The following is an 18,894-nucleotide window of genomic DNA, read 5'->3' as shown; positions in this document are numbered from 1 at the left end:
GCTGTTAACTCCTGGCGTCGGTTGCGAGGGCAATTTGCTGCAGGAGCAATTTGCGGGCTTGGAGCGGGACGCGGTCGTCCGCCGGGGGTGCGGCGAGCAGCCCCTCGAGATCCGCAGCCGCCTGTGACGGCGGTGGCTGGACAGGGGCGCCACCCGCAACCCGGTCGGCGCTGGCGATTAGCCAATCCGCAGCGGCGGCATCGGCTGGTGCGGCGGCGGGACTTGCGGCCTGATCGGCAATGGTGAAGGTCGCCGCGGCGATGCGGTCGAGGGAATCGAGGGTCATCACTTCATGATTCTGGAGAGCACGTTCCGGAAGCGCCTTCAGTTCAAACAAGGCAAGGCCCGAGAAGCGGTGGGCGGCTCCCAACGCCCGCAGCGCGGCGAGCCGGGTACCGGGGGCGCCGGAACTCAACAGTCGGGCCAAGGCGCGCAAGGCCTCGGCGATGGAGCTTCGGACCCGGTCCGTGGCACTGACCGGCCACAACAGGCTGAAGACGAGGGACATCACCACGTTGCCAAGCAGAATGCCGGCGATGCGGTCGCGCGGAATCGTGAGATCGGTTGACGGGGCATAGCCCTGCAGCACGGTGAGGAAGAAGGCGAAGGCCAACTGCATGCCGGCGTAGGAAAGCCTGTCGCTGCTGGTTGAGATCCAGGCACCCAGTGCGGAGCCACCCAGAATGAGCAGCGACAGCTGGCCGATGTCGGTCATATGAGGCAGGATGAACACCACGCACATCCCACCCAGCAGCCCACCCAGAATCGCTCCGCTGAGGCGTAGCGTCAGCTTGTGCATGGTTTCGCCCAGGCTTCCGAGGGCCACGAAAAAGCAGGTGGTGATCGCCGTATCGATGCCGGGCCAATCCACCAGATTATAAGCGACGTAGCAGACCATGGCGGCCAGGGTGGTCTTAAGGGCAAAGCGCCCATGCGACGGGTTGGTGAAGGCATCGCCTACAAAAAGGGGCTTCCGTTGCCTCGGCGCGGCCGCATTTATTGAGCCGCGCTGAGACAGGCCGTCGCGCAGCCGCATCATCGCCGTGCGGAACGCGATCACGACCGTGGTCGCTTCAGGCGTCAACTCCGGCGTGGGTATTGCCAGGGCGTGGGGGAAGGGGGCCGGCAGTGCCCCTCCGGATAGGAACGTCGCGCAGTCTTCCGCCACCGCCGCCAAGGGCAGCCGGATCGCGGCGGGTGTCTGCCGGGGCAGCAAGGGACAAAGGGCGAGCAGTTCCGCCACAGTCTCGATCAGCATGCTGTCCAGGGCGTCGCGCCCGTGCAGGCCCGGGTTCAAAAAGGCGGCCTTGTGGCGCACTTCCATCAGAGTGACCGCTTCCTCCCGTCGTTGCGCCAAGCCCGAGAAATCTCCGCATCGGAGCGCATCCGCCAAGGCCTTGAGCAAGTCGTGGGCGGAGCGCCGCGCCAGGCGCGCAGGATCCACCCCGATCAGCAGATTGACCAGGATGGTCGCCACGACCGGGATCATCACCACGACCCACAACCACAGCACGGTATGGGTCAATGCTTCGAGGTTAGGGATTTCGTCGATCAGGGTCTGGGACAGGACGAGCACGAAGCTCGCCAGGAACATCACCGGACCCAGCGTCATGACCCGCACCAGATACATGCCCACGAAGGTGCTCAACGCCATCAGCGGAATGCGCAGTGCCGGCTCCGACGCGTCGAAGACGTAAAACAGCAGTGACAGCCCGACGGCGATGGTGAACGCGAGCGCCGCCACCAAGCCGACCATCACCGTGCTCGCCGCCTCGCCGCCACTGACCAGGAATACGGCGTATGCCATGTAAGGCGTCAGCGGCACCTGGAAGATCTGACCAATGATCACGACGACCGTGCAGGTGACGGCAATACGGCAGACCTGGCTTATCCTTCCCGGCCGCGGCGCCAGCTCGGTGCGCAGGACGCCCAGCAGAGAGGACCGGTCAGCGACGGTCATGCCGCACCATGACTGTCACCGTTTCCCCGATACGCATGCGTGAGTCCGGTGGGGCGGTCAGGCGGATGCGGACAGGGAAACGCTGCGCCACCACCACCCAGCTGAGGGTTCGGCCCACCGTCGGCAGGGATGGGCCACCGCCGTCTTCGGGCCGGACGCCCCAGCCGATGCTGTCCACCTTGCCTTGCAGGGGATGGCCATTGTCCATCATCATCCAGATCGTGGCGTCGTCGCCGGCAGCGACGGCGGATAGCTCGGTCTCGCGGAAATTGGCCACCGCATACCATTCATCCGCCTTGACCAGGGTGAACAGCGGATGGCCGGCGACCGCATAGGCGCCATCGGCGATATCCAGCCCCACCACCAGCCCGTCGAACGGGGCCACCACCGTCGACAGCCTCAGGTCGCGTTCCGCCAGGGCTTCACTGGCTTCAGCGCCGGCGAGTTGTGCTTCGAGGCTGTCGGTGTCCCCCACCATCTGACGGGCCTGCTGGGCCTGCTGGGTGGCGGCGGTCAACGCTGCCGCAGCCGTCTGCACATTGGTGCGGGCCTCATCCACTTGCTGCGCGGTGACATAGCCCTTGCCGAGCAGCGGGGAAAGCCGGTCAAGCGTGTCCTGCGCCAATTTGTATTGGGTTCGGGCGCGCCCCACCTGGGTGGCGGCGGCATCGGCGCCGGATGACTGGCCCGCCACCTGCCGCCCCGTCAGCGCGATCTGCGCCTTGAGCGCCGCCACCTGCGCGCGCGCTTGGCGGAGCCTCAGCTCGAATGGCTCCGGGTCGATCACCACCAGAACCTGTCCCTTTGTGACGCGTTGGTTATCGCGCACCTTAAGGCTGAGGATACGTCCGCTGACTTCAGGGGCCAGCCCCGCGCTGTCGGCGTACAGGAACGCGTCGTGGGTGCGTGGCCGGCTGTCGATGCGCACAAGGACAGCCGCACCCAATCCAATGGCCAGCAGCACCACGACTGCCGCGAAGGCCTTTCCCAACAGCCGTTTGACGGCGCTGGGCGGCCGCGTTTCGGCTTCTAGTCCTGCCATAGCAGCCACACCGCGAAGGAGACGGCGACCGCCAGGATCAGATGGACGAGCAGGGCGGCCGGCACTGCGCGCGCGAGCCCGACCGCGGAAAGAATAAGTCGAACGGCCACGGAGGCGATGGCCCCGATCAGGAAGCAAATCATCCAGGACGGGAAGAACGAGCCCAGAATGCTTTGGGTCGGGGCGGTGTTGCAACTGGACAGGCAACCCGCCAGGAGCAAGGCGCCGGCGGGAACCAGCCAGCGGTCCGGGGCGCTACGGGGATGGGGCATCGTGGGAACCGGGGGGCGAGGTGAATATCCGGCCTAGAAGCTATTCGCTGTGATTTCCCCGGGATTGCACCCCGTTGCGCCGGCTTGGAAATCCTTGCTTGCGTGTGCCCAGGGCATGCGCCGCCGCCAGCAACAATAACTCTCAAAGCATGGCATTGGGCTGCAATCCATTTGGGCACGATGTCGCCAGCATGCGGCCGGCGCACCATCAGGGGATTTGCGATGACCGATACAGAACGCTGGCGTGAGGTTTTCGACGGCGGGTCGATTGAGGCGGAAAAGGAAAGCTTTCAGCGCTTCGCTGAAGTCTTCCAGTCAATCCAGGAAGCGACCCGGCGAAAGTTCGGATGGAGCCACCCCCAAAGAACGCTCCATGCGAAGCAGACAGCCGGGATCGAGGATGCCCGTCTGCTGATCGATGACGACGCGCCCGCCCGTTTCTGCCAGGGCTATGTCCAGGCGGGCAAGGAATTCGGGGCGACCGTCCGCTTCTCCAATGCCAGCGCGGCACACCTGCCTGACGCATCGCCGGATCTCAGGGGGGTGGCGCTTCGTGTCGCGATCCCTGGCGGCGGCTTCCACGATCTGCTCATGACGAGCTTCCCCGTGTCGCACGCCCGCAACGCGCGCCAGTTCGTCGAGTTCGCCATGATCGCCTCAAGCGGCGACAGGGCCACGTTGCCGGAGCGGCTGGTCGAGCATTTCGGGGCGGCTGAAACGAGGCGAATGCTGGAAAATATCCAGCAAGGCGCCCGCAAATCACCCGGGCTCGCCCGCGAACGGTTCTGGAGCCGCGGCGCCTATCTTTGGGGGGAGGCGGGCCCGGTTCGCTTCAACCTGCGGCCCTGGTCCGATGACGACGCCAAGCCCGCTGAAGTGGAGCCTGACGACCTCAATGCCGACTTCTCGGCGCGCCTGGCCCAGGGGCCAGTGAACTTTAAATTGGCGCTGCAATCCTTCGTCGATGAAGAACGCACACCAATAGAGGACGGCGCCGTCGAATGGCGTGAGGCCGTCACGCCATCCATCGACATCGCCACCCTCGTGATACCTGGACGCCCAAGCATCGATGCGGAGGCGGCCGCCAGGGTGGATGGCCTGGCCTTTAATCCATGGAACGCGCCCGAAGGCTTCCGGCCGCTTGGAAATCTTAATCGTGCCCGCGGTGCGGTTTATAGCGCCAGCGCCGCACTGTGGCGCAAGTGACTTCTTCTGCAGAGGAGTATTCCTGGAATGAGCAAGAAAGTAGCCCAGATCATCGTCGAAACCCTGGAGCAGGCAGGCGTCAAGAACTGCTATGGCGTCGTCGGCGATACTCTCAATCTGATCGCGCACAATATCTCCACCAGCTCGATCAGTTGGATTCACATGCGCCATGAGGAGGCCGGTGCCTTCGCGGCGCAGGGCGAAGCGCTGGTGACGGGCAGGCTCACCGCCATCGCCGGCAGCTGCGGCCCCGGTAGCCTCCACTTTATCAACGGGGTGGTGGAGGCCAACCGCAACCGGGCCCCGCTCATCGTCATCGCCACCCAGGTCGTCCGCGACGAGTTGGGGTTCGACTTTCCTCAGGAAGTCGACTTCAAGGCCATTTACGGCAGTTGCAGCGTATATTGTGACATGATTCTCACGCCCAACCAGGCCAGGCGCAAGACCGTCATGGCCTGTCAGGCCGCCTTGGCCAAGCGGGGCGTCGCAGTCTTGATCGTGCCGGTCGATATCTCGCATTCCGATGCGCATGACGATGTGCCCTATGCCGTCCATACCAGCGATCCGCTGGTCCGCCCGATCGACGCCGATCTTGATCGTGCCGCCGCCTTCCTCAATAGCGGGCAGAAGGTGGCGATCTACGGCGGGTCGGGCTGCCGTGATGCGCATGATGCGATCGTCCGCCTCGCTGGAATTCTCAAGGCGCCGATCGCTCATACGTCGCGGGGCAAGGACGCGCTGGCTTACGACAATCCCTACAACGTCGGCATGACGGGAATCATTGGGACTGAAGCGGGCTATCAGGCGCTTCATGACTGCGACACGCTACTGCTGCTGGGGGCGGATTTCGCCTGGCGCCAATTTTACCCCAAGCATGCGCGCATCGTTCAAATCGACCTTGATCCGACGCATCTCGGCCGCCGTCATCCTATTGCCCTCGGCTTGACCGGCGACATCAAGGCAACCGTCGAGGCGCTAATTCCCAGGGTCCAGGAGAAGACGGACACGCATTTCCTCGATCGCCTGGTGAAGCGTTACCATGAGGTGATCGCGTCACACGTGGCCAAGGCGGCGCCTAAGCGGCGTGACAGTATTTCGGGCATTCATCTCACGGAAGTCATCGACCGCATGGCGGCCGAAGACGCGCTCGTAACCGGTGACGACGGCACGCCGACCGTCTGGATGCACCGCTATTTTACCGCAACGGCACAGCGCCGCTTCTTTGGAAGTCTGCTGCACGGCACGATGGCATCGGCGATGCCCACCGCCCTGGGCTTGCAGAAGGCGGCGCCCGACCGGCAGGTCATAGCCCTGTCCGGAGATGGCGGGATCGCCATGCTGTTCGGCGATTTGCTGACGGCGGTCCAGGAAAAACTGCCAATCAAGATCGCCGTCTACGATAACGGCAAGCTAGGCTTCATTGACATTGAGCAGAAGTCGGAAGGCCTGCTGCCGCTTTATACCCACCTGCACAACCCGGATTTCGGGAAGGTGGCCGAGGCGATGGGATTGTGGGGACGAACCGTTTCCCGCGCCGATGAGCTGGAGGAGGCGGTCGGTTCATGGCTCGCCCATCCCGGACCCGCATTGCTCAACGTCAAGGTGGAAAGCATGACGTTGGTGATGCCGCCGGTCATCGAGTTCGGTCCGGCATATGGCATGGCGCTCTATTCCGCCCGGGCCATTCTGGATGGGCAGAGCCAGGACGTCATTGAGATGATCCAGGAGAACTTTCTCTGATTTTTGGGTGATCGACGTGCGCTTTCATTGAAAGCGCACGTCAAAAATCTCAACGTCTAACAGGGAATTCGTGCCAAGGCGTCCATCCGCTTCGATGGCGCGGGCCCGCCGAAGGGTGGCAATGAGAATTCCATTGAAAGAGGCATGGGCCGATAGAATGTCCGCCAGAACACCGGGGTGGACATGCCGCATCTGATAGTCGCAGCGGTGGGCAATTCCATCGTCGGCGATCAGCAGCCGTCGATGGGGGCACAATGGATCGGCGCGATGAGGCAAGTGAATATCCAATTGCCCCACGCCGGTGGCGACGGTTCTCGCGCCAGGGAGAAGCCCGGCGAAAGGGCCGGCGATGGCGTTCCATAAAACGTTTCCAATAAGGAACAACCTCTCGATCTCGTCGAGGGGGCGACCGTTGGCACTTCCTGCCAGAGTGGCGTCCGGGTAGTCCACGCCAGTGATCAAAGCGTCCCTCCTGCTCCGGATCTCGAGCCGGTTGGGGCGGTATAGGAAATAGCGGTCCGCGTCGGTAGAGCCGAATAATTTCAGGCTTGGACTGCGGGGGTCTCCTTCAATGGCGAATTCCCGCGACAACGGACGGCCACCGGAGGGGGACGCAGAGCCGGGCCCCAATAATGGGCCGCCGATCGAGACATGGGCGGAAAAGGCTGTCAGTCGGTTCCAACGTCCTTTACCCCCGTAGGATCGGAAGACGTCTGAAGCGAGAGGCATGATTGATTCCCGGACTATGACGTCGCGGCGAGTCTAAGTCCTGGAAAATCTCTCTTCTTGAAACTCAGTGCGTCAATTTGCACCACTTTGCTTAATCGGACTTACAAATTCGCAATAATTTCTCGCAACGCCAAACAAGCGTTTGCGAGAGCGAACAATGCATCATCCCGACGTAATTCCGACGGGACTGGAAAGATGACTCAGCTGACCGCCGCCGTTGTTCCCGCTACGCCACTGAACGGGCTCGGGGAAGAGGCCCTTGTTCATAGCTTGCTTGAGCTGTTGGAGCGTGCCGAAGGCGACGTGGATTGGGACCCGGAATCCGCCAAGCGCGCGATTAACAGGGCGTCTGATATTCTAAAAGTTGAACTGGAAAGAACCTCCGTCATGCATGGCATGGATGGCGGCGGGCTTGCGCCTTGGCAGGTCCGCCGGGTCACCGCTTACATGGAGGAGCATCTGTCGGAACATATCTCCGTCAAGAAGCTCGGTGAGGTCGCTCGCAGAAGTGCGTCGCACTTCTGCAGGGCATTCAAGCGTACGATGGGCGAGACGCCGTATAGCTTCATTACACGGCGGCGCTTGGCGCTGGCCCAGCGGATGATGTTGACCAGCGATGCGCCGCTCAGCGAGATCGCCGTTGCTTGCGGATTTTCCGACCAGTCTCACTTCACCAACCGCTTTCGCGGAGCGACAGGACAGAGTCCGGCGGCTTGGCGGCGTGAACGCCGTGAGCGCGCGGGCCGATTCAGAGAGCGCCCCCCAATCGCGTCGCGCCCCCAAGGGCCCCCTCAAGGGCCCCCTCAAGGGCCAACGCCTGACCAGCCTGATATCCCTGGGGACGTAGCGACATCGGAAGCGGCTGGGTCGATCTGCCGCCCGACGTAAGCAGATGCTCCGGCGCCAGCCGGCGCCGGTGGTCTGGTTCGATGTCGGCCACACGACCGGCCGTGATCGCCGTCATGGGGGCCGGCCAGCGCTTTCGAATTTGCATTCACGGCGGAACTGAAATCCGCGGCGGTGGTTTCAGCCCTGGATGACTGGGCCTTGCCGTCCATCATCGTGTCTGCGGTTTATCCCCCGGGGCGTATGCCCAGCGGCAAGGCAAGGGCCTTTGTCACCTTCGTGGACAACTACCTGCGGGAAGGGTGGCACGTGAGGCGACACCTTTGCGGTGAGCTGTGGAGCAGTGACGTGTTTGCGGTTGGGCGGTGGCGGAGGGGACGATATGCGACATCATGGAAACGCCGACGTCAGCCGGCGTGGATTGCTGCTGGGGGCGGCGGCGTCCGCCGCCTTGACGGCGACGCCGCGGCACGGCCAGGCTATGCCGGCTGACGGCGATGCGCCGCCGGCCCCCCATCCCGGTCCGGCGCCCGTCATGAATCCTGTAATGAATCGCGTGTCCCTTACCGTGAACGGCACGGCGCAGACGCTGGAGGTGGACACCCGCACCACCCTGCTCGACGCGCTACGGGAGCATCTGCACCTGACCGGCACCAAGAAAGGGTGCGACCATGGCCAATGCGGCGCTTGTACCGTCATCGTCGATGGCCGGCGCATCAATTCCTGCCTGACCCTGGCCATCATGCATGAGGGCGGCAGCGTCACGACGGTGGAAGGGCTGGGCACGCCGGCCAGGCTGCACCCCATGCAGGCCGCTTTCGTGAAGCATGACGGGTATCAGTGCGGTTACTGCACGCCGGGCCAAATCTGCTCCGCCGTCGCCGTGCTGGATGAGATCAAGGCCGGCATTCCAAGTCACGTCACCGCCAGCCTGACGGACGCCCCCCAGCCCACCCATGCCGAGATGCGGGAACGCATGAGCGGCAACATCTGCCGTTGCGGCGCCTATTCCAACATTCTGGACGCCATGACCGACGTGGCGGGCCAAAGGACGGCGGGCCAACAGAACGGGAGGGATCCGGCATGAAGCCCTTCACCTATGAGCGCGCCACGTCCCCGGCCGATGCCGCGGCCAAGGCGGCCAGCATACCGGGCGCCCGCTTCATCGCCGGCGGCACCAATCTTCTGGACCTGATGAAGCTGCAGATCGAGACGCCGGCCCATCTGATCGACTTGAACGGCCTGGGCCTGGACAAGATCGAGGATACGCCGGACGGCGGCCTGCGCATCGGGGCCCTGGTGCGCAACACCGACCTGGCTGCCGACATGCGGGTGCGCCGGCACTATGGCGTGCTAAGCCGGGCCCTGGTGGCCGGCGCCTCGGGCCAATTGCGCAACGTCGCCACCACCGCCGGCAACCTGCTGCAACGGACCCGCTGCCCCTACTTCTATGACCCCAACCAGCCCTGCAACAAGCGCCAGCCCGGCAGCGGCTGTTCCGCCATCGGCGGTGTCAGCCGCCAACTGGGGATCGTCGGCACCAGCGAGGCTTGCATCGCCACCCACCCCAGCGACATGGCCGTGGCCATGCGGGTGCTGGACGCGACCGTGGAAACGGTGCGGCCCGGCGGTGCTTTCCGCGCAATCCCCATTGCGGACTTGCACCGCTTGCCCGGCGATACGCCGCATGTGGAAACGACGCTGGAGCAAGGGGAACTGATCACGGCCGTGACCTTGCCCAAGCCGGTGGGCGGCGTGCAGCTGTATCACAAGGTGCGCGACCGCGCCTCCTACGCCTTCGCGCTGGTTTCCGTCGCCGCCATCATGCAGCCCGGCGACACCAACGGGATCGCATGGGGCCGGGTGGCGCTGGGCGGCGTGGCGCCCAAGCCCTGGCGGGTGGAGGCGGCGGAGGCGCACATGAAGCAAGGCGCCAAGGCGGTCACTGCCGGCCTGCTGGCCGATGCGCGTCCGACGGCCGACAACCGGTTCAAGATCAAGTTGGCCGAGCGCACGTTGGCCGCCGTCCTGACCGAGGCGAGGGGGTGAGGCCATGAAGTTCGACACACCCGCCGCCACCAACCCCATCGACCAGCTGAAGGTGGTGGGGAAGGCCACCGACCGCATCGACGGGCCGCTGAAGACAACCGGCACGGCCCCCTATGCCTATGAGCGGCATGACGTGGTGGCCAACCAGGCCTACGGGTTCATCCTGGGATCCGCCATCGCCAAGGGCCGCATCAGCCGCATGGACGTCGCCGCTGCCAAGGCCGCCCCCGGCGTCATTGCCGTCGTGACGGCGGAAAACGCGGGCGCGCTGGGCAAGGGCAAGTGGAATACCGCCGCCCTCCTGGGCGGGCCGGAAATCCAGCACTACCACCAGGCGGTGGCCCTGGTGGTGGCCGAGACGTTCGAGCAGGCGCGCGACGCCGCCAGCCTGATCAAGGTGGACTATCAGGCGGAGGCCGGGGCCTATGACCTGGCGGCTGCCCGGAGTGGCGCGACGGTGGCCAAGGGCGAACCGGACAGCACGGTGGGCGATTTCAACGGCGCCTACGCCGCGGCGCCGGTGCAGCTGGACGCCACGTACACGACGCCCGATCAAGGCCACGCGATGATGGAGCCGCACGCCACCATCGCTGCCTGGAATGGCGACAAGCTGACCCTGTGGACCGCCAATCAGATGATCAACTGGGGCGTCAAGGACGTCTCGCAAACCCTTAACATGCCGGAGGAAAATATCCGCCTGATCTCGCCCTACATCGGTGGCGGCTTCGGTGGCAAGCTGTTCGTGCGCAGTGACGCGCTGATGGCGGCCCTGGGCGCGAAGGCGGCGGGCCGGCCGGTGAAGGTGGCGCTGACCCGGCCCCTGATGTTCAACAACACCACCCATCGTCCGGCCACCATCCAGCGTATCCGCATCGGCACCACGCGTGAGGGCAGGATCACCGCCATCGGCCATGAAAGCTGGTCCGGCGATCTGCCCGGTGGCAAGCCGGAGACGGCGGTGCAGCAGACCCGCCTGCTTTACGCCGGGGCCAACCGCCTGACCGCCATGCGTCTGGCCGTGCTGGACCTTCCGGAGGGCAACGCCATGCGGGCCCCGGGGGAGGCTCCGGGCTTGATGGCCCTGGAGATCGCCATGGATGAAATGGCGGAAAAGCTGGGTATGGATCCCATCCAGTTCCGCATCCTGAACGACACGCAAGAGGATCCGGAAAAGCCAGGCCGCCCCTACTCGCAACGCCAGCTGGCGGAATGCCTGCGCCAGGGGGCGGAGCGCTTCGGCTGGGCCAAGCGCAGCCCAAAGCCCGCCAGCGTGCGCGAGGGCCGCTGGCTGGTGGGCGTGGGCGTGGCGGCGGGCTTCCGCAACAACCTGGTGACCAAATCCGCCGCCCGCGTGCGGCTGGATGGCCAGGGCATGGTGACGGTGGAAACGGACATGACCGACATCGGCACCGGCACCTACACCATCATCGCCCAGACGGCGGCGGAAACCATGGGCGTGCCGCTGGACAGGGTAGCGGTGCGCTTAGGCGACAGCAGCTTCCCCGTCTCCTGTGGCTCCGGCGGGCAGTGGGGCGCCAACAACTCGACGGCGGGCGTCTATGCCGCCTGTATGAAGCTGCGCCAGGCCGTGGCGCGCAAGCTGGGCTTCAACGCCGCCGAGCCACAATTCGCCGACGGCCATGTCTCATCCGGCGGGCACACCGTGCCGCTGGCCCAGGCGGCCAAGGATGGGGAACTGGTGGTGGAAGACCTGATCGAATATGGCGACCTGGACAAGAAGTACCAGCAATCCACCTTCGCCGGCCATTTCGTGGAGGTGGCGGTGGACGGCGCCACGGGTGAGATCCGGCTGCGCCGCATGCTGGCGGTCTGTGCCGCCGGACGCATTCTGAACCCCAAGTCGGCCCGCAGCCAGGTCATCGGCGCCATGACCATGGGGGCGGGGGCGGCCCTGATGGAGGAACTGGCGGTGGACAAGCGCCGGGGCTTCTTCGTCAACCATGACCTGGCGGGATACGAGGTACCGGTGCACGCCGACATCCCGCACCAGGAGGTGGTCTTCCTGGACGAGGTCGATCCCATCTCCTCCCCCATGAAGGCCAAGGGGGTGGGCGAGCTGGGGATCTGCGGCGTGGGGGCGGCGGTGGCCAACGCCGTCTACAACGCCACCGGCGTGCGCGTGCGCGACTATCCCATCACCCTGGACAAGATCCTGGACCATCTGCCGGAAATGACCTGAGGAAAGCGCCCCGTCCACCCCGGGCCTGTTGGGTGGACGACACGGCACCATAATAAGGCTGGGTCAGTGCTTCACCTTGGCGGCGGTCACCTCGATTTCCACCAGGGCGCCGGGCAGCACCAGGGCCGCCACCTTCACCGTGCTGCGTGCCGGCTTGTTGGGCTGGGCCACCGTGCCGAAGTACTGCGTCCAGGCGGCCTGCAGGCCGGCGAAGTCGATGTCGCCGCCCTTATTGGGGTCGCCCGCCAGGAAGACGTGCGCCTGCACCACGTCGCCCATGCCATAGCCCAGGCCTTCCAGCGTGGCCTTCAGCTTGCCCAGCACGCTCAGCGCCTGCGCCTGGGTGTCGCCATAGGCCTGGACGCTCCCCTTGGGGGCATTGGGATCGATGACGGAGGCCAGCGTGCCGCTGAGGTACACCGTCTCCGCCCCGGCGGGCACTGTGACGGCGGCGGCGATGGGGCTGTCGGCGTTGGGGCCTTGCGTGCGGACAATGCCGGTTTCGGCCAAAGCGGGCGTGGCGGCCAGCAGGACCAGGGCGGGCAGCAGGACGGACAGGCGCATCTTCTTGAATCTCCTTCCGAGTGTTGGCTAAGCCGGGCCGGGGCGGGGCCTTGCGACGTCGCAAGGCCCTCTTGACGTTTAGACGGCGGGCTCGTTGCCGAAGGCTGCGACCTCGGCCACCAGGCCAGTCACCGCCAGTCGCACCAGTTGGCCACCCTTTTCCGGCGTGGCCAGCGCGGGATCGGAGCCCATGCGGCCGTCCGGATGCCGGGCGCGGAAGTCCAGCGCCTCCCGGATGGGGCCGGAGCCGGCGATCTTGGGCGTGTACTCGGCCGTCTTGATGGCGTCCGGATACGCCCATTGCGTCACCGCGATTTCCGACGGGGTGGCGTGGCTGCCGTGGCCGGCGGGGAACAGCTGCTGAGCCAGGGCGTTGACGCCCGGCAGATCCCACCAGTTGCGCAGCTTTAGGGCGAAGCCGGCGCGGCGCTTGGCGAAGCTGGCCTCGGCATACAATTCGGAGAAGGCGGCCTCGATGGTGGCGACGTTGCCGCCATGGCCGTTCAGGAAATAGATCCGCTCGAAACCGTGGACGGCCAGGGACCGGACCCAGTCGCCGATCGCCGCCATGAAGGTGGAGGGGCGCAGGCTGATGGTGCCGGGGAAGCCCAGATGGTGCTGGGCCATGCCGATGTTGAAGGTGGGGCCCACCAGGATGTCGGCGCCGCCCTTGTGCGCCTCATGCGCGATGATCTCGGGACACAGCCAGTCCGTGCCCAGCAGGCCGGTGGGGCCATGCTGCTCGTTGGAGCCGATGGGAATGACAATGGTCTTGGAGCGTTCCAGGTGGCGCTCGGTCTCCGACCAGGTGGACAGGTGCAACAGCATGGGTTCGTTCCTCAAAGCCTTATTGGCCGCCACCATAGGAGGGGCCGCCGGCAAAGGCACCCCAAAAGCGCCCGAGGGAACCGCGGCACCACCTTGGCGGTTGGCAGGGGATGGGGGATGAACGCCGGGCGTGCTGGAGGGGGCTTGCCGGACGGAACCTGCTTTACGGATTTGCGCCATGCGACGGGCATTCAAGATAATCGGCTGGTCCCTGGGTGTGCTGGTGGTACTGGTGCTGCTGGCCGGAACGGGGGTCTATTTCTTCGTCACGTCCGACTATGTGCGCGCCCAGCTGGAAAACCGGGCCGATGCTTTTTCCGGGCGCAAGACCAAGATCGGCAAGATCTCCGTTCATTGGGGCTGGGTCACCCACATCCTGCTGGACGACGTGCAGGTCTCCAACACCGACTGGGGCCAGGCGCCGCACCTGTTCACGGCCAAGCAGATCGAGCTGGATATCGAGCTCAAACCCCTGCTGCTGCACCGCGACCTGGTGTTCCCCCAGTTGATCCTGCGCCAGCCGGTGGTGGCGCTGGAAAAGAACGACCAGGAACAATGGAACTGGAGCCCGGCGGAAAGTCCGGTGGCCAGTGGCACCGTGAATCAGCTGAAGCCCGAGAGCCGGGATGAGGTGCCGTTGATCGGCCGGCTGGAGATCGACGACGGCCGCGTCAGCTATCGCGACGCCAAGCGCAAGCTGAACCTGGACGGCACGGTGCAGACGGCCACCGGCCAGGCCCCAGCCGAACCCAAGGCCGAACTGGATCTGAAGGGCAGCATCGAGAACCAGCCCCTGACCGTGCACTTCGTCGGCGGCAGCGTCCTCATGCTGCGCGACACGGACCAGCCTTATCCCGTGGACCTGAAGGTTGATTACGGGGCCACCAAGCTGACGGTGAACGGCACTTTGGAGGATCCCTTCCAATTCACAGGATCCAATGTGCAGGTGGCGCTGTCCGGCCCCAACCTCTCGGACATCTTTCCCCTGCTGGGCATTCCGGGCCCGCCCACGCCGCCGTACCGCATCACTGGCAAGCTGACGCATGAGCCCGGCGTCTGGCGGGTGGTGGACATGGCCTGGCATGCGGGCGACAGCGACCTGGCCGGGGACATCGCCATCGACCACCATGCCAAGCCCTCTTTCCTCACGGCGCATCTCACATCCGACCACCTGGCCTTCGCCGACTTGGCCCCCCTGGTGGGCGCCACGCCCGGCGCCAAGGGCAACCTCTCGGCGGAGCAGAAGAAGACCCAGGCCCAGCTGGAGGCGACGGGGGACCTGTTCCCCAACGTACCGCTGAAAATGGAACGGCTGCGCGCTATGAACATGGATGTCAGCCTGGACGCCCGCCACGTGGTGGCGCCGGACTACCTGCCGGTGCAGACGCTGAACTTCCGTGTGCGCGTCCGGGACGGGCAGGCGATGGTAGACCCGTTGCGCATGAGCGTGGCCGGCGGCACCCTGGCCGGCACCCTGGCGCTGGACGCCCGCACCGAAAACCCGCAGGCCCGCGCCAATCTGACCTACCAGGACGTGGACCTGAAGACCTTCTTCCGCGGGTCGGACTATTTCGACACCACCACGGGCAAGCTGAGGGGCCGCGTGCAACTGGTGGGGAATGGCCATTCCTTGGCAGAGGTCATGGGCTCGGCCACAGGCAACGTCGTCGTCACCATGTCCGGTGGTACCATCAGTTCCCTGATGGTCAGCCTGGCCGGCTTGCAGATCGCCGATGCCCTGGTGCTGTACATTACCGGCGACGACCAGATCCCCATTCGCTGCGCCCTGGGCCGCCTGAATTTCAACCATGGCCAGGTGGCTTTCGACCGCACCCTGATGGACACCCGCAAATCGGTTGTCCACGTCAACGGCGAGGTTCGGTTGAAGACCCAGGAGGTGGATACCGAGGTCACGGCCGACACCAAGAAGTTCGACCTTCTGGACCTGCACGCCCCCGTGGTGGTCAGGGGCAAGATCCGCTCCCCCCGCATCACCATTGGCCGCCTGATCCCCATCCCGCTGCCCGACTTCGGCGGCGCCGACGACGTGGATTGCGACGGCCTGACGCGGCAACTGTTGGCCGCCGATTAGCCCAGCCTGACCCGCATGACGCAGCCCGGCTGGCCGTCCTCGACGTCCAGGTGGAAGCCGTGCAGTTGCACCACGGCGGCCACCAGGCTGAGACCCAGGCCGTTGCCCGGCGTATGGCGGGCGTCGTCGCCGCGGGTGAAGCGGCGGAACATCATGTTCCGCTGTTCGGGCGTGATGCCGGGCCCGGTGTCGCGGACCATGAGCTCCGGCACCTGTCCCGTCTCCTGCCGCAGGGTCAGGCTGACGGCGCCGCCCGCCCCGCCATACTTGATGGCTGTGAACTTGATGGCATTGTCTAGCAGGTTGCCCAGCGCCTCGAACAGCAGGTCGGCGTCGCCGGTGACGGATCCGACTGGGTGGATGTCGGCGGTGAAGGCCAGGCCCTGGGCGGTGGCCAGCGGTTCATACAGCTCGGCGGCGGCGGTTGCCAGCGCCGCGGGGTCGACGGGGGCGAAGGCCGCGCGGCGGCGGCCGTCCTCCACCTCCGCGATGCGCAGCAGGGCGCGGAAGGTCGCCAGGATCTGGTCGGCGTCGCTGATGGCGTCTTCCATGGCGGCGCGATGGGTCTCGACATCGCCGCCCCGGCGCAGGGCACCCTCCAGCCGGGTGCGCAGGCGGGTAAGGGGGGTGCGCAGATCGTGGGCGATGTTGTCGCCCGCCGCCTTCACGTCGCCGATCAGCCCCTCGATCTTGCCCAGCATGGCGTTGACGATGGCGGCCAGCTTGTCGAAGTCGTCGCTGGAACCGCGCGTGGGCAGGCGCTGCGACAGGTCGCCTGCCATGATGGTGGCGCTGGCGCGATGGATGGCCTCGATGCGGCGCAGGGTGCCGAAGCTCAGTGCCAAGCCGCCCGCCAGGGCCAGGCCGACGCTGCCTACCAGGCCGGCCGCCATGGCGCGCAGGATCAATTCGCGCACCTCGTGCACCTCATCGGTGCGCAGGGCCAGCACCAGGACGCCCCCGTCCGGCAGGCGGTGTGCCAGTCCGCGTGCCTTGTGATGGTGCTCCGGCATCGGGCCGGCGCCGTGGGGCAGGGCGTGGACCTTGCCGTCGGCGTCCTTCAATTCCGGCGGCAACGCCGGCAGGTTGCCGGCCAGGACGTGACCGTCGGGCGCCAGCAGCAGGGCCTTCCAATACCCCCGGCCGTCGCTGTCCACCAGGCTGTCGATATGGGCGGATTGCTCCGGCACCGAGGTGCGCAGGAACTCCTCCGTCTCGCGCACTAGGGTGTCGTCCAGCCGGCGGGTCAGGAACACGCCCGTGCGCCAGTAGACGAAGCCCAGCACCAGCAGCACGGCGGTGATCATCAGCACGCCGAACAGCAGGGTCATGCGGAAGGCGGTGGTGCGGGGCAGGTCCGCCAGGCGGAACCGTTCAATCCGGGGCATGCAGGCGCCAGCCCCCGCCGCGCACGGTGCGGATCATCGGGTCCTCGTTATCCCAATCCACCTTGCGGCGCAGGCGGCCGATATGCACGTCGATGACGTTGGTGCCGGGATCGAAGCTGTATTCCCACACCGCCTGGTACAGCATGCTGCGGGTCAAGGTCTGTTCCGCGTTGCGGACGAAATATTCCAGCAAGCGGAACTCGCGCGGTGTCAGGTCCAGGTCCCGCGCCCCGCGCGTGGCCCGCCGGTTCATCAGGTCCATGACCAGGGGGCCCGCCTGCAGCAGGGTGCCGGCCGGCTTGTCCGCCCGGCGGCGGGCCAGGGCCATGACCCGCGCCACCAGCTCGGCCAGGGCGAAGGGCTTGGTGAGATAGTCGTCGCCGCCGGCGCGCAGTCCCCGCACCTTGTCGTCCACGCCATCCAAGGCGCTGACCACCAGCACGGGCGTGGTCACCCCCTCCCGCCGCAGGTCGGCCAGCAAGGTCAGCCCGTCCAGGCCCGGCAGCAGGCGATCCAGGGTGATGGCGTCGTAATGGCCGCTGCGCGCCGCCGCCAGGCCGGCGGGGCCGTCGGCGCGAAGGTCGACGGCATAGCCTTCGGCTTTCAGCGCATCGACGATCTCGCGCGCCGTCCGCTCCTCATCCTCGATCACCAATATCCTGGGCATGGGTGGGCAACTCTGGCAGGGCATTCTCAGGGCATCTCGGCGCACGATAGCGGCCTTGCCGCGGTGGGGCACCAGGGCAGACGCGGCCCTAACGCAAAAGTTAGCGTTTCCCCGGCCAGGATGCGGTTATTGAGCAGGGGTTTCATCGCTTGGACGTCCCGATCATGCCCTGCCGCCTTTCCCTCGCCGCCATCGCCTTCCTGTCCGCCGGCCTCGCCACCGTGGGGCCGGCCGGTGCCGCCGACGCGCCTTACCGCAAGGGCGCCAGCATCGCCGCACCCGATGGGCCGTGGGACTACGCCAGCGTGGACGCCGACGCCCGCCGGCTGTACGTGGCCCGGGGCGACGGCGTGCTGGCGCTGGACCTGGACAGTGGTCGGTTGACGCCCACCCTGGTGCCGGGCCAGCGGGTGCACGGCGTGTTGCCGCTGGGCGGCGGCATGGCGGTCAGCACCAACGGCGACAGCAACACCGCCACCCTGTTCAACACGGCCGACGGCGCCGTCCTGGCCAGCCTGCCCACCGGGACCAAGCCGGACGCCGTGGTCCGGGCCGGCAAGCTGGTCGCGGTGATGGACGGCAAGCAGGGCGACATCACCCTGATCGATCCGGCCGCCCGCACCGTCGTCGGCCACATCGCCGTGGGTGGTGCGCTGGAATTCGCCGCGGTAGACGCGCAGGGCCATCTCTACGTCAACGTGGAGGACAGGAACGAACTGGTGGTGGTCGACCTGCCCGGCCATGCCGTGCTGGCGCGACGGCCGCTGGCGGATTGCGACGGTCCCACCGGGCTTGCCTTGGACCCGGCCACGGGCATCCTGGTCACCGCCTGTTCCAGCGGCCGGGCCGTGGCCATGAATGCTGCCGACGGCCATGTCCTGGCCAGCCTGTCCATAGGCCAGGGGGCCGACGCGGTCATCCTGGATGCCAGGAACCACCGTTTCCTGATTCCTTGCGGCCATGACGGCGTGCTGACGGTGTTGAGCCAGGATGCCCGGGGCGTGCCCGCCGTCACCGCCATGGTGCCGACGGAGAAAGGCGCTCGCACTGGCGCCTTGGACCCTGTGACCGGCCGTGTCTATCTGCCGACGGCAACCTTCGAGGCTGCCAAGGCCGGGGGGCGTCCGTCCATGGTGCCGGGCAGCTTCCATGTGATGGTGCTGGAACCGGCCCAATGAAGGCGTCGCCATTCATGACAAATGCGTGAGTGTCGAAGACTAACTGAAAAGTCAATGGAGGGTAGACCCGTCTTCTGGCGTCGTGCATCCATGATTTCGCGACCTCTTCCTCCAGAACCTGCCGCATGATCCC

At 66.1% G+C, this 18,894-nt stretch carries 16 protein-coding genes; 8 read left to right on the top strand and 8 right to left on the bottom strand.

Annotated elements, in window-relative coordinates; all coding sequences use genetic code 11:
• Positions 1-4: 4 nt before the first annotated feature.
• From FBZ88_RS23720 to FBZ88_RS23710, 3 genes are read right to left on the bottom strand one after another with little or no spacing between them, the layout of a single operon-like run.
• Positions 5-1,960 carry an FUSC family protein gene (locus FBZ88_RS23720; RefSeq protein WP_145619561.1) on the bottom strand — a complete coding sequence of 652 codons (1,956 nt, stop codon included), beginning with the start codon at positions 1,958-1,960 and terminating at the stop codon, positions 5-7.
• Complete coding sequence (mdtN, locus tag FBZ88_RS23715) at positions 1,947-3,002, bottom strand: multidrug transporter subunit MdtN (RefSeq protein WP_145619560.1); 1,056 nt, start codon at positions 3,000-3,002, stop codon at positions 1,947-1,949. The genes FBZ88_RS23720 and mdtN overlap by 14 nt, the downstream gene beginning before the upstream one ends.
• Positions 2,990-3,274: a YtcA family lipoprotein gene (locus tag FBZ88_RS23710; protein WP_145619559.1), complete on the bottom strand. Its 285-nt coding sequence runs from the start codon at positions 3,272-3,274 to the stop codon at positions 2,990-2,992. The genes mdtN and FBZ88_RS23710 overlap by 13 nt, the downstream gene beginning before the upstream one ends.
• A 222-nt stretch (positions 3,275-3,496) precedes the next feature.
• Between FBZ88_RS23710 and FBZ88_RS23705 the strand changes: the two genes are divergently transcribed.
• Both FBZ88_RS23705 and FBZ88_RS23700 read left to right on the top strand, forming a co-directional pair.
• Positions 3,497-4,480: a catalase family protein gene (locus tag FBZ88_RS23705; protein ID WP_186464580.1), complete on the top strand. Its 984-nt coding sequence runs from the start codon at positions 3,497-3,499 to the stop codon at positions 4,478-4,480.
• Positions 4,481-4,507: 27 nt separating this feature from the next.
• Positions 4,508-6,220 carry a thiamine pyrophosphate-dependent enzyme gene (locus FBZ88_RS23700; RefSeq protein WP_145619557.1) on the top strand — a complete coding sequence of 571 codons (1,713 nt, stop codon included), beginning with the start codon at positions 4,508-4,510 and terminating at the stop codon, positions 6,218-6,220.
• A 24-nt stretch (positions 6,221-6,244) separates the two neighbouring features.
• Here FBZ88_RS23700 and FBZ88_RS23695 read toward each other — a convergent pair whose 3' ends face one another.
• Positions 6,245-6,682 (bottom strand): hypothetical protein, encoded by a 438-nt coding sequence (locus tag FBZ88_RS23695; protein WP_145612477.1) that lies wholly within the window; start codon positions 6,680-6,682, stop codon positions 6,245-6,247.
• A 462-nt stretch (positions 6,683-7,144) separates the two neighbouring features.
• Between FBZ88_RS23695 and FBZ88_RS23690 the strand changes: the two genes are divergently transcribed.
• The 4 genes from FBZ88_RS23690 (at position 7,145) to paoC (ending at position 12,044) form a co-directional block, all read left to right on the top strand.
• Positions 7,145-7,837 carry a helix-turn-helix domain-containing protein gene (locus FBZ88_RS23690; protein ID WP_145619556.1) on the top strand — a complete coding sequence of 231 codons (693 nt, stop codon included), beginning with the start codon at positions 7,145-7,147 and terminating at the stop codon, positions 7,835-7,837.
• Positions 7,838-8,177: 340 nt separating this feature from the next.
• Positions 8,178-8,882: an aldehyde dehydrogenase iron-sulfur subunit PaoA gene (gene paoA / locus FBZ88_RS23685; protein WP_145612479.1), complete on the top strand. Its 705-nt coding sequence runs from the start codon at positions 8,178-8,180 to the stop codon at positions 8,880-8,882.
• The gene (locus FBZ88_RS23680; protein WP_145612480.1) at positions 8,879-9,844 is read left to right on the top strand and encodes an FAD binding domain-containing protein; all 966 of its coding nucleotides are present in this window, start codon (positions 8,879-8,881) and stop codon (positions 9,842-9,844) included. Before paoA ends, FBZ88_RS23680 begins: the two co-directional genes overlap by 4 nt.
• A gap of 4 nt (positions 9,845-9,848) precedes the next feature.
• Positions 9,849-12,044, top strand: coding sequence for an aldehyde oxidoreductase molybdenum-binding subunit PaoC (gene paoC / locus FBZ88_RS23675; protein WP_145612481.1), 2,196 nt, complete (start codon positions 9,849-9,851; stop codon positions 12,042-12,044).
• Between the two features lie 63 nt (positions 12,045-12,107).
• Here the strand turns inward: paoC and FBZ88_RS23670 are convergent, their stop codons facing one another.
• Positions 12,108-12,608 (bottom strand): RidA family protein, encoded by a 501-nt coding sequence (locus tag FBZ88_RS23670; RefSeq protein WP_145619555.1) that lies wholly within the window; start codon positions 12,606-12,608, stop codon positions 12,108-12,110.
• A gap of 78 nt (positions 12,609-12,686) precedes the next feature.
• Positions 12,687-13,436, bottom strand: coding sequence for a creatininase family protein (locus FBZ88_RS23665; RefSeq protein WP_145619554.1), 750 nt, complete (start codon positions 13,434-13,436; stop codon positions 12,687-12,689).
• A 178-nt stretch (positions 13,437-13,614) separates the two neighbouring features.
• Between FBZ88_RS23665 and FBZ88_RS23660 the strand changes: the two genes are divergently transcribed.
• A complete protein-coding gene (locus tag FBZ88_RS23660) occupies positions 13,615-15,528 on the top strand; it encodes an AsmA family protein (RefSeq protein WP_145612484.1) in 1,914 nt (637 codons plus the stop codon).
• On the opposite strand, the gene FBZ88_RS23655 is transcribed toward FBZ88_RS23660, so the two are convergent.
• Positions 15,525-16,916: an ATP-binding protein gene (locus tag FBZ88_RS23655; protein ID WP_145612485.1), complete on the bottom strand. Its 1,392-nt coding sequence runs from the start codon at positions 16,914-16,916 to the stop codon at positions 15,525-15,527. The two genes, FBZ88_RS23660 and FBZ88_RS23655, sit on opposite strands and share 4 nt — an antisense overlap.
• Entirely contained in the window at positions 16,903-17,583 is a 681-nt protein-coding gene (locus FBZ88_RS23650) for a response regulator transcription factor (RefSeq protein ID WP_145612486.1), read from the bottom strand. Before FBZ88_RS23650 ends, FBZ88_RS23655 begins: the two co-directional genes overlap by 14 nt.
• Before the next feature lie 164 nt (positions 17,584-17,747).
• On the opposite strand from FBZ88_RS23650, the gene FBZ88_RS23645 reads away from it, so the two are divergent.
• The gene (locus FBZ88_RS23645) at positions 17,748-18,761 is read left to right on the top strand and encodes a YncE family protein (RefSeq protein WP_145612487.1); all 1,014 of its coding nucleotides are present in this window, start codon (positions 17,748-17,750) and stop codon (positions 18,759-18,761) included.
• Positions 18,762-18,894: the final 133 nt, after the last annotated feature.

This window comes from Nitrospirillum bahiense (assembly GCF_007828025.1).
Classification (GTDB): domain Bacteria; phylum Pseudomonadota; class Alphaproteobacteria; order Azospirillales; family Azospirillaceae; genus Nitrospirillum; species Nitrospirillum amazonense.
The sequence above is the reverse complement of the archived record's forward strand: the minus strand, read 5'-3'. Positions and strand labels throughout refer to the sequence as shown.

What these genes read in the sequence shown, in the direction of transcription:
- FBZ88_RS23720 (WP_145619561.1), bottom strand. Translation starts at nt 1,960, where the DNA reads ATGACCGTCGCTGACCGGTCCTCTCTGCTGGGCGTCCTGCGCACCGAG.
- mdtN (WP_145619560.1), bottom strand. Translation starts at nt 3,002, where the DNA reads ATGGCAGGACTAGAAGCCGAAACGCGGCCGCCCAGCGCCGTCAAACGG.
- FBZ88_RS23710 (WP_145619559.1), bottom strand. Translation starts at nt 3,274, where the DNA reads ATGCCCCATCCCCGTAGCGCCCCGGACCGCTGGCTGGTTCCCGCCGGC.
- FBZ88_RS23705 (WP_186464580.1), top strand. Translation starts at nt 3,497, where the DNA reads ATGACCGATACAGAACGCTGGCGTGAGGTTTTCGACGGCGGGTCGATT.
- FBZ88_RS23700 (WP_145619557.1), top strand. Translation starts at nt 4,508, where the DNA reads ATGAGCAAGAAAGTAGCCCAGATCATCGTCGAAACCCTGGAGCAGGCA.
- FBZ88_RS23690 (WP_145619556.1), top strand. Translation starts at nt 7,145, where the DNA reads ATGACTCAGCTGACCGCCGCCGTTGTTCCCGCTACGCCACTGAACGGG.
- paoA (WP_145612479.1), top strand. Translation starts at nt 8,178, where the DNA reads ATGCGACATCATGGAAACGCCGACGTCAGCCGGCGTGGATTGCTGCTG.
- FBZ88_RS23680 (WP_145612480.1), top strand. Translation starts at nt 8,879, where the DNA reads ATGAAGCCCTTCACCTATGAGCGCGCCACGTCCCCGGCCGATGCCGCG.
- paoC (WP_145612481.1), top strand. Translation starts at nt 9,849, where the DNA reads ATGAAGTTCGACACACCCGCCGCCACCAACCCCATCGACCAGCTGAAG.
- FBZ88_RS23670 (WP_145619555.1), bottom strand. Translation starts at nt 12,608, where the DNA reads ATGCGCCTGTCCGTCCTGCTGCCCGCCCTGGTCCTGCTGGCCGCCACG.
- FBZ88_RS23665 (WP_145619554.1), bottom strand. Translation starts at nt 13,436, where the DNA reads ATGCTGTTGCACCTGTCCACCTGGTCGGAGACCGAGCGCCACCTGGAA.
- FBZ88_RS23660 (WP_145612484.1), top strand. Translation starts at nt 13,615, where the DNA reads ATGCGACGGGCATTCAAGATAATCGGCTGGTCCCTGGGTGTGCTGGTG.
- FBZ88_RS23655 (WP_145612485.1), bottom strand. Translation starts at nt 16,916, where the DNA reads ATGCCCCGGATTGAACGGTTCCGCCTGGCGGACCTGCCCCGCACCACC.
- FBZ88_RS23650 (WP_145612486.1), bottom strand. Translation starts at nt 17,583, where the DNA reads ATGCCCAGGATATTGGTGATCGAGGATGAGGAGCGGACGGCGCGCGAG.
- FBZ88_RS23645 (WP_145612487.1), top strand. Translation starts at nt 17,748, where the DNA reads ATGCCCTGCCGCCTTTCCCTCGCCGCCATCGCCTTCCTGTCCGCCGGC.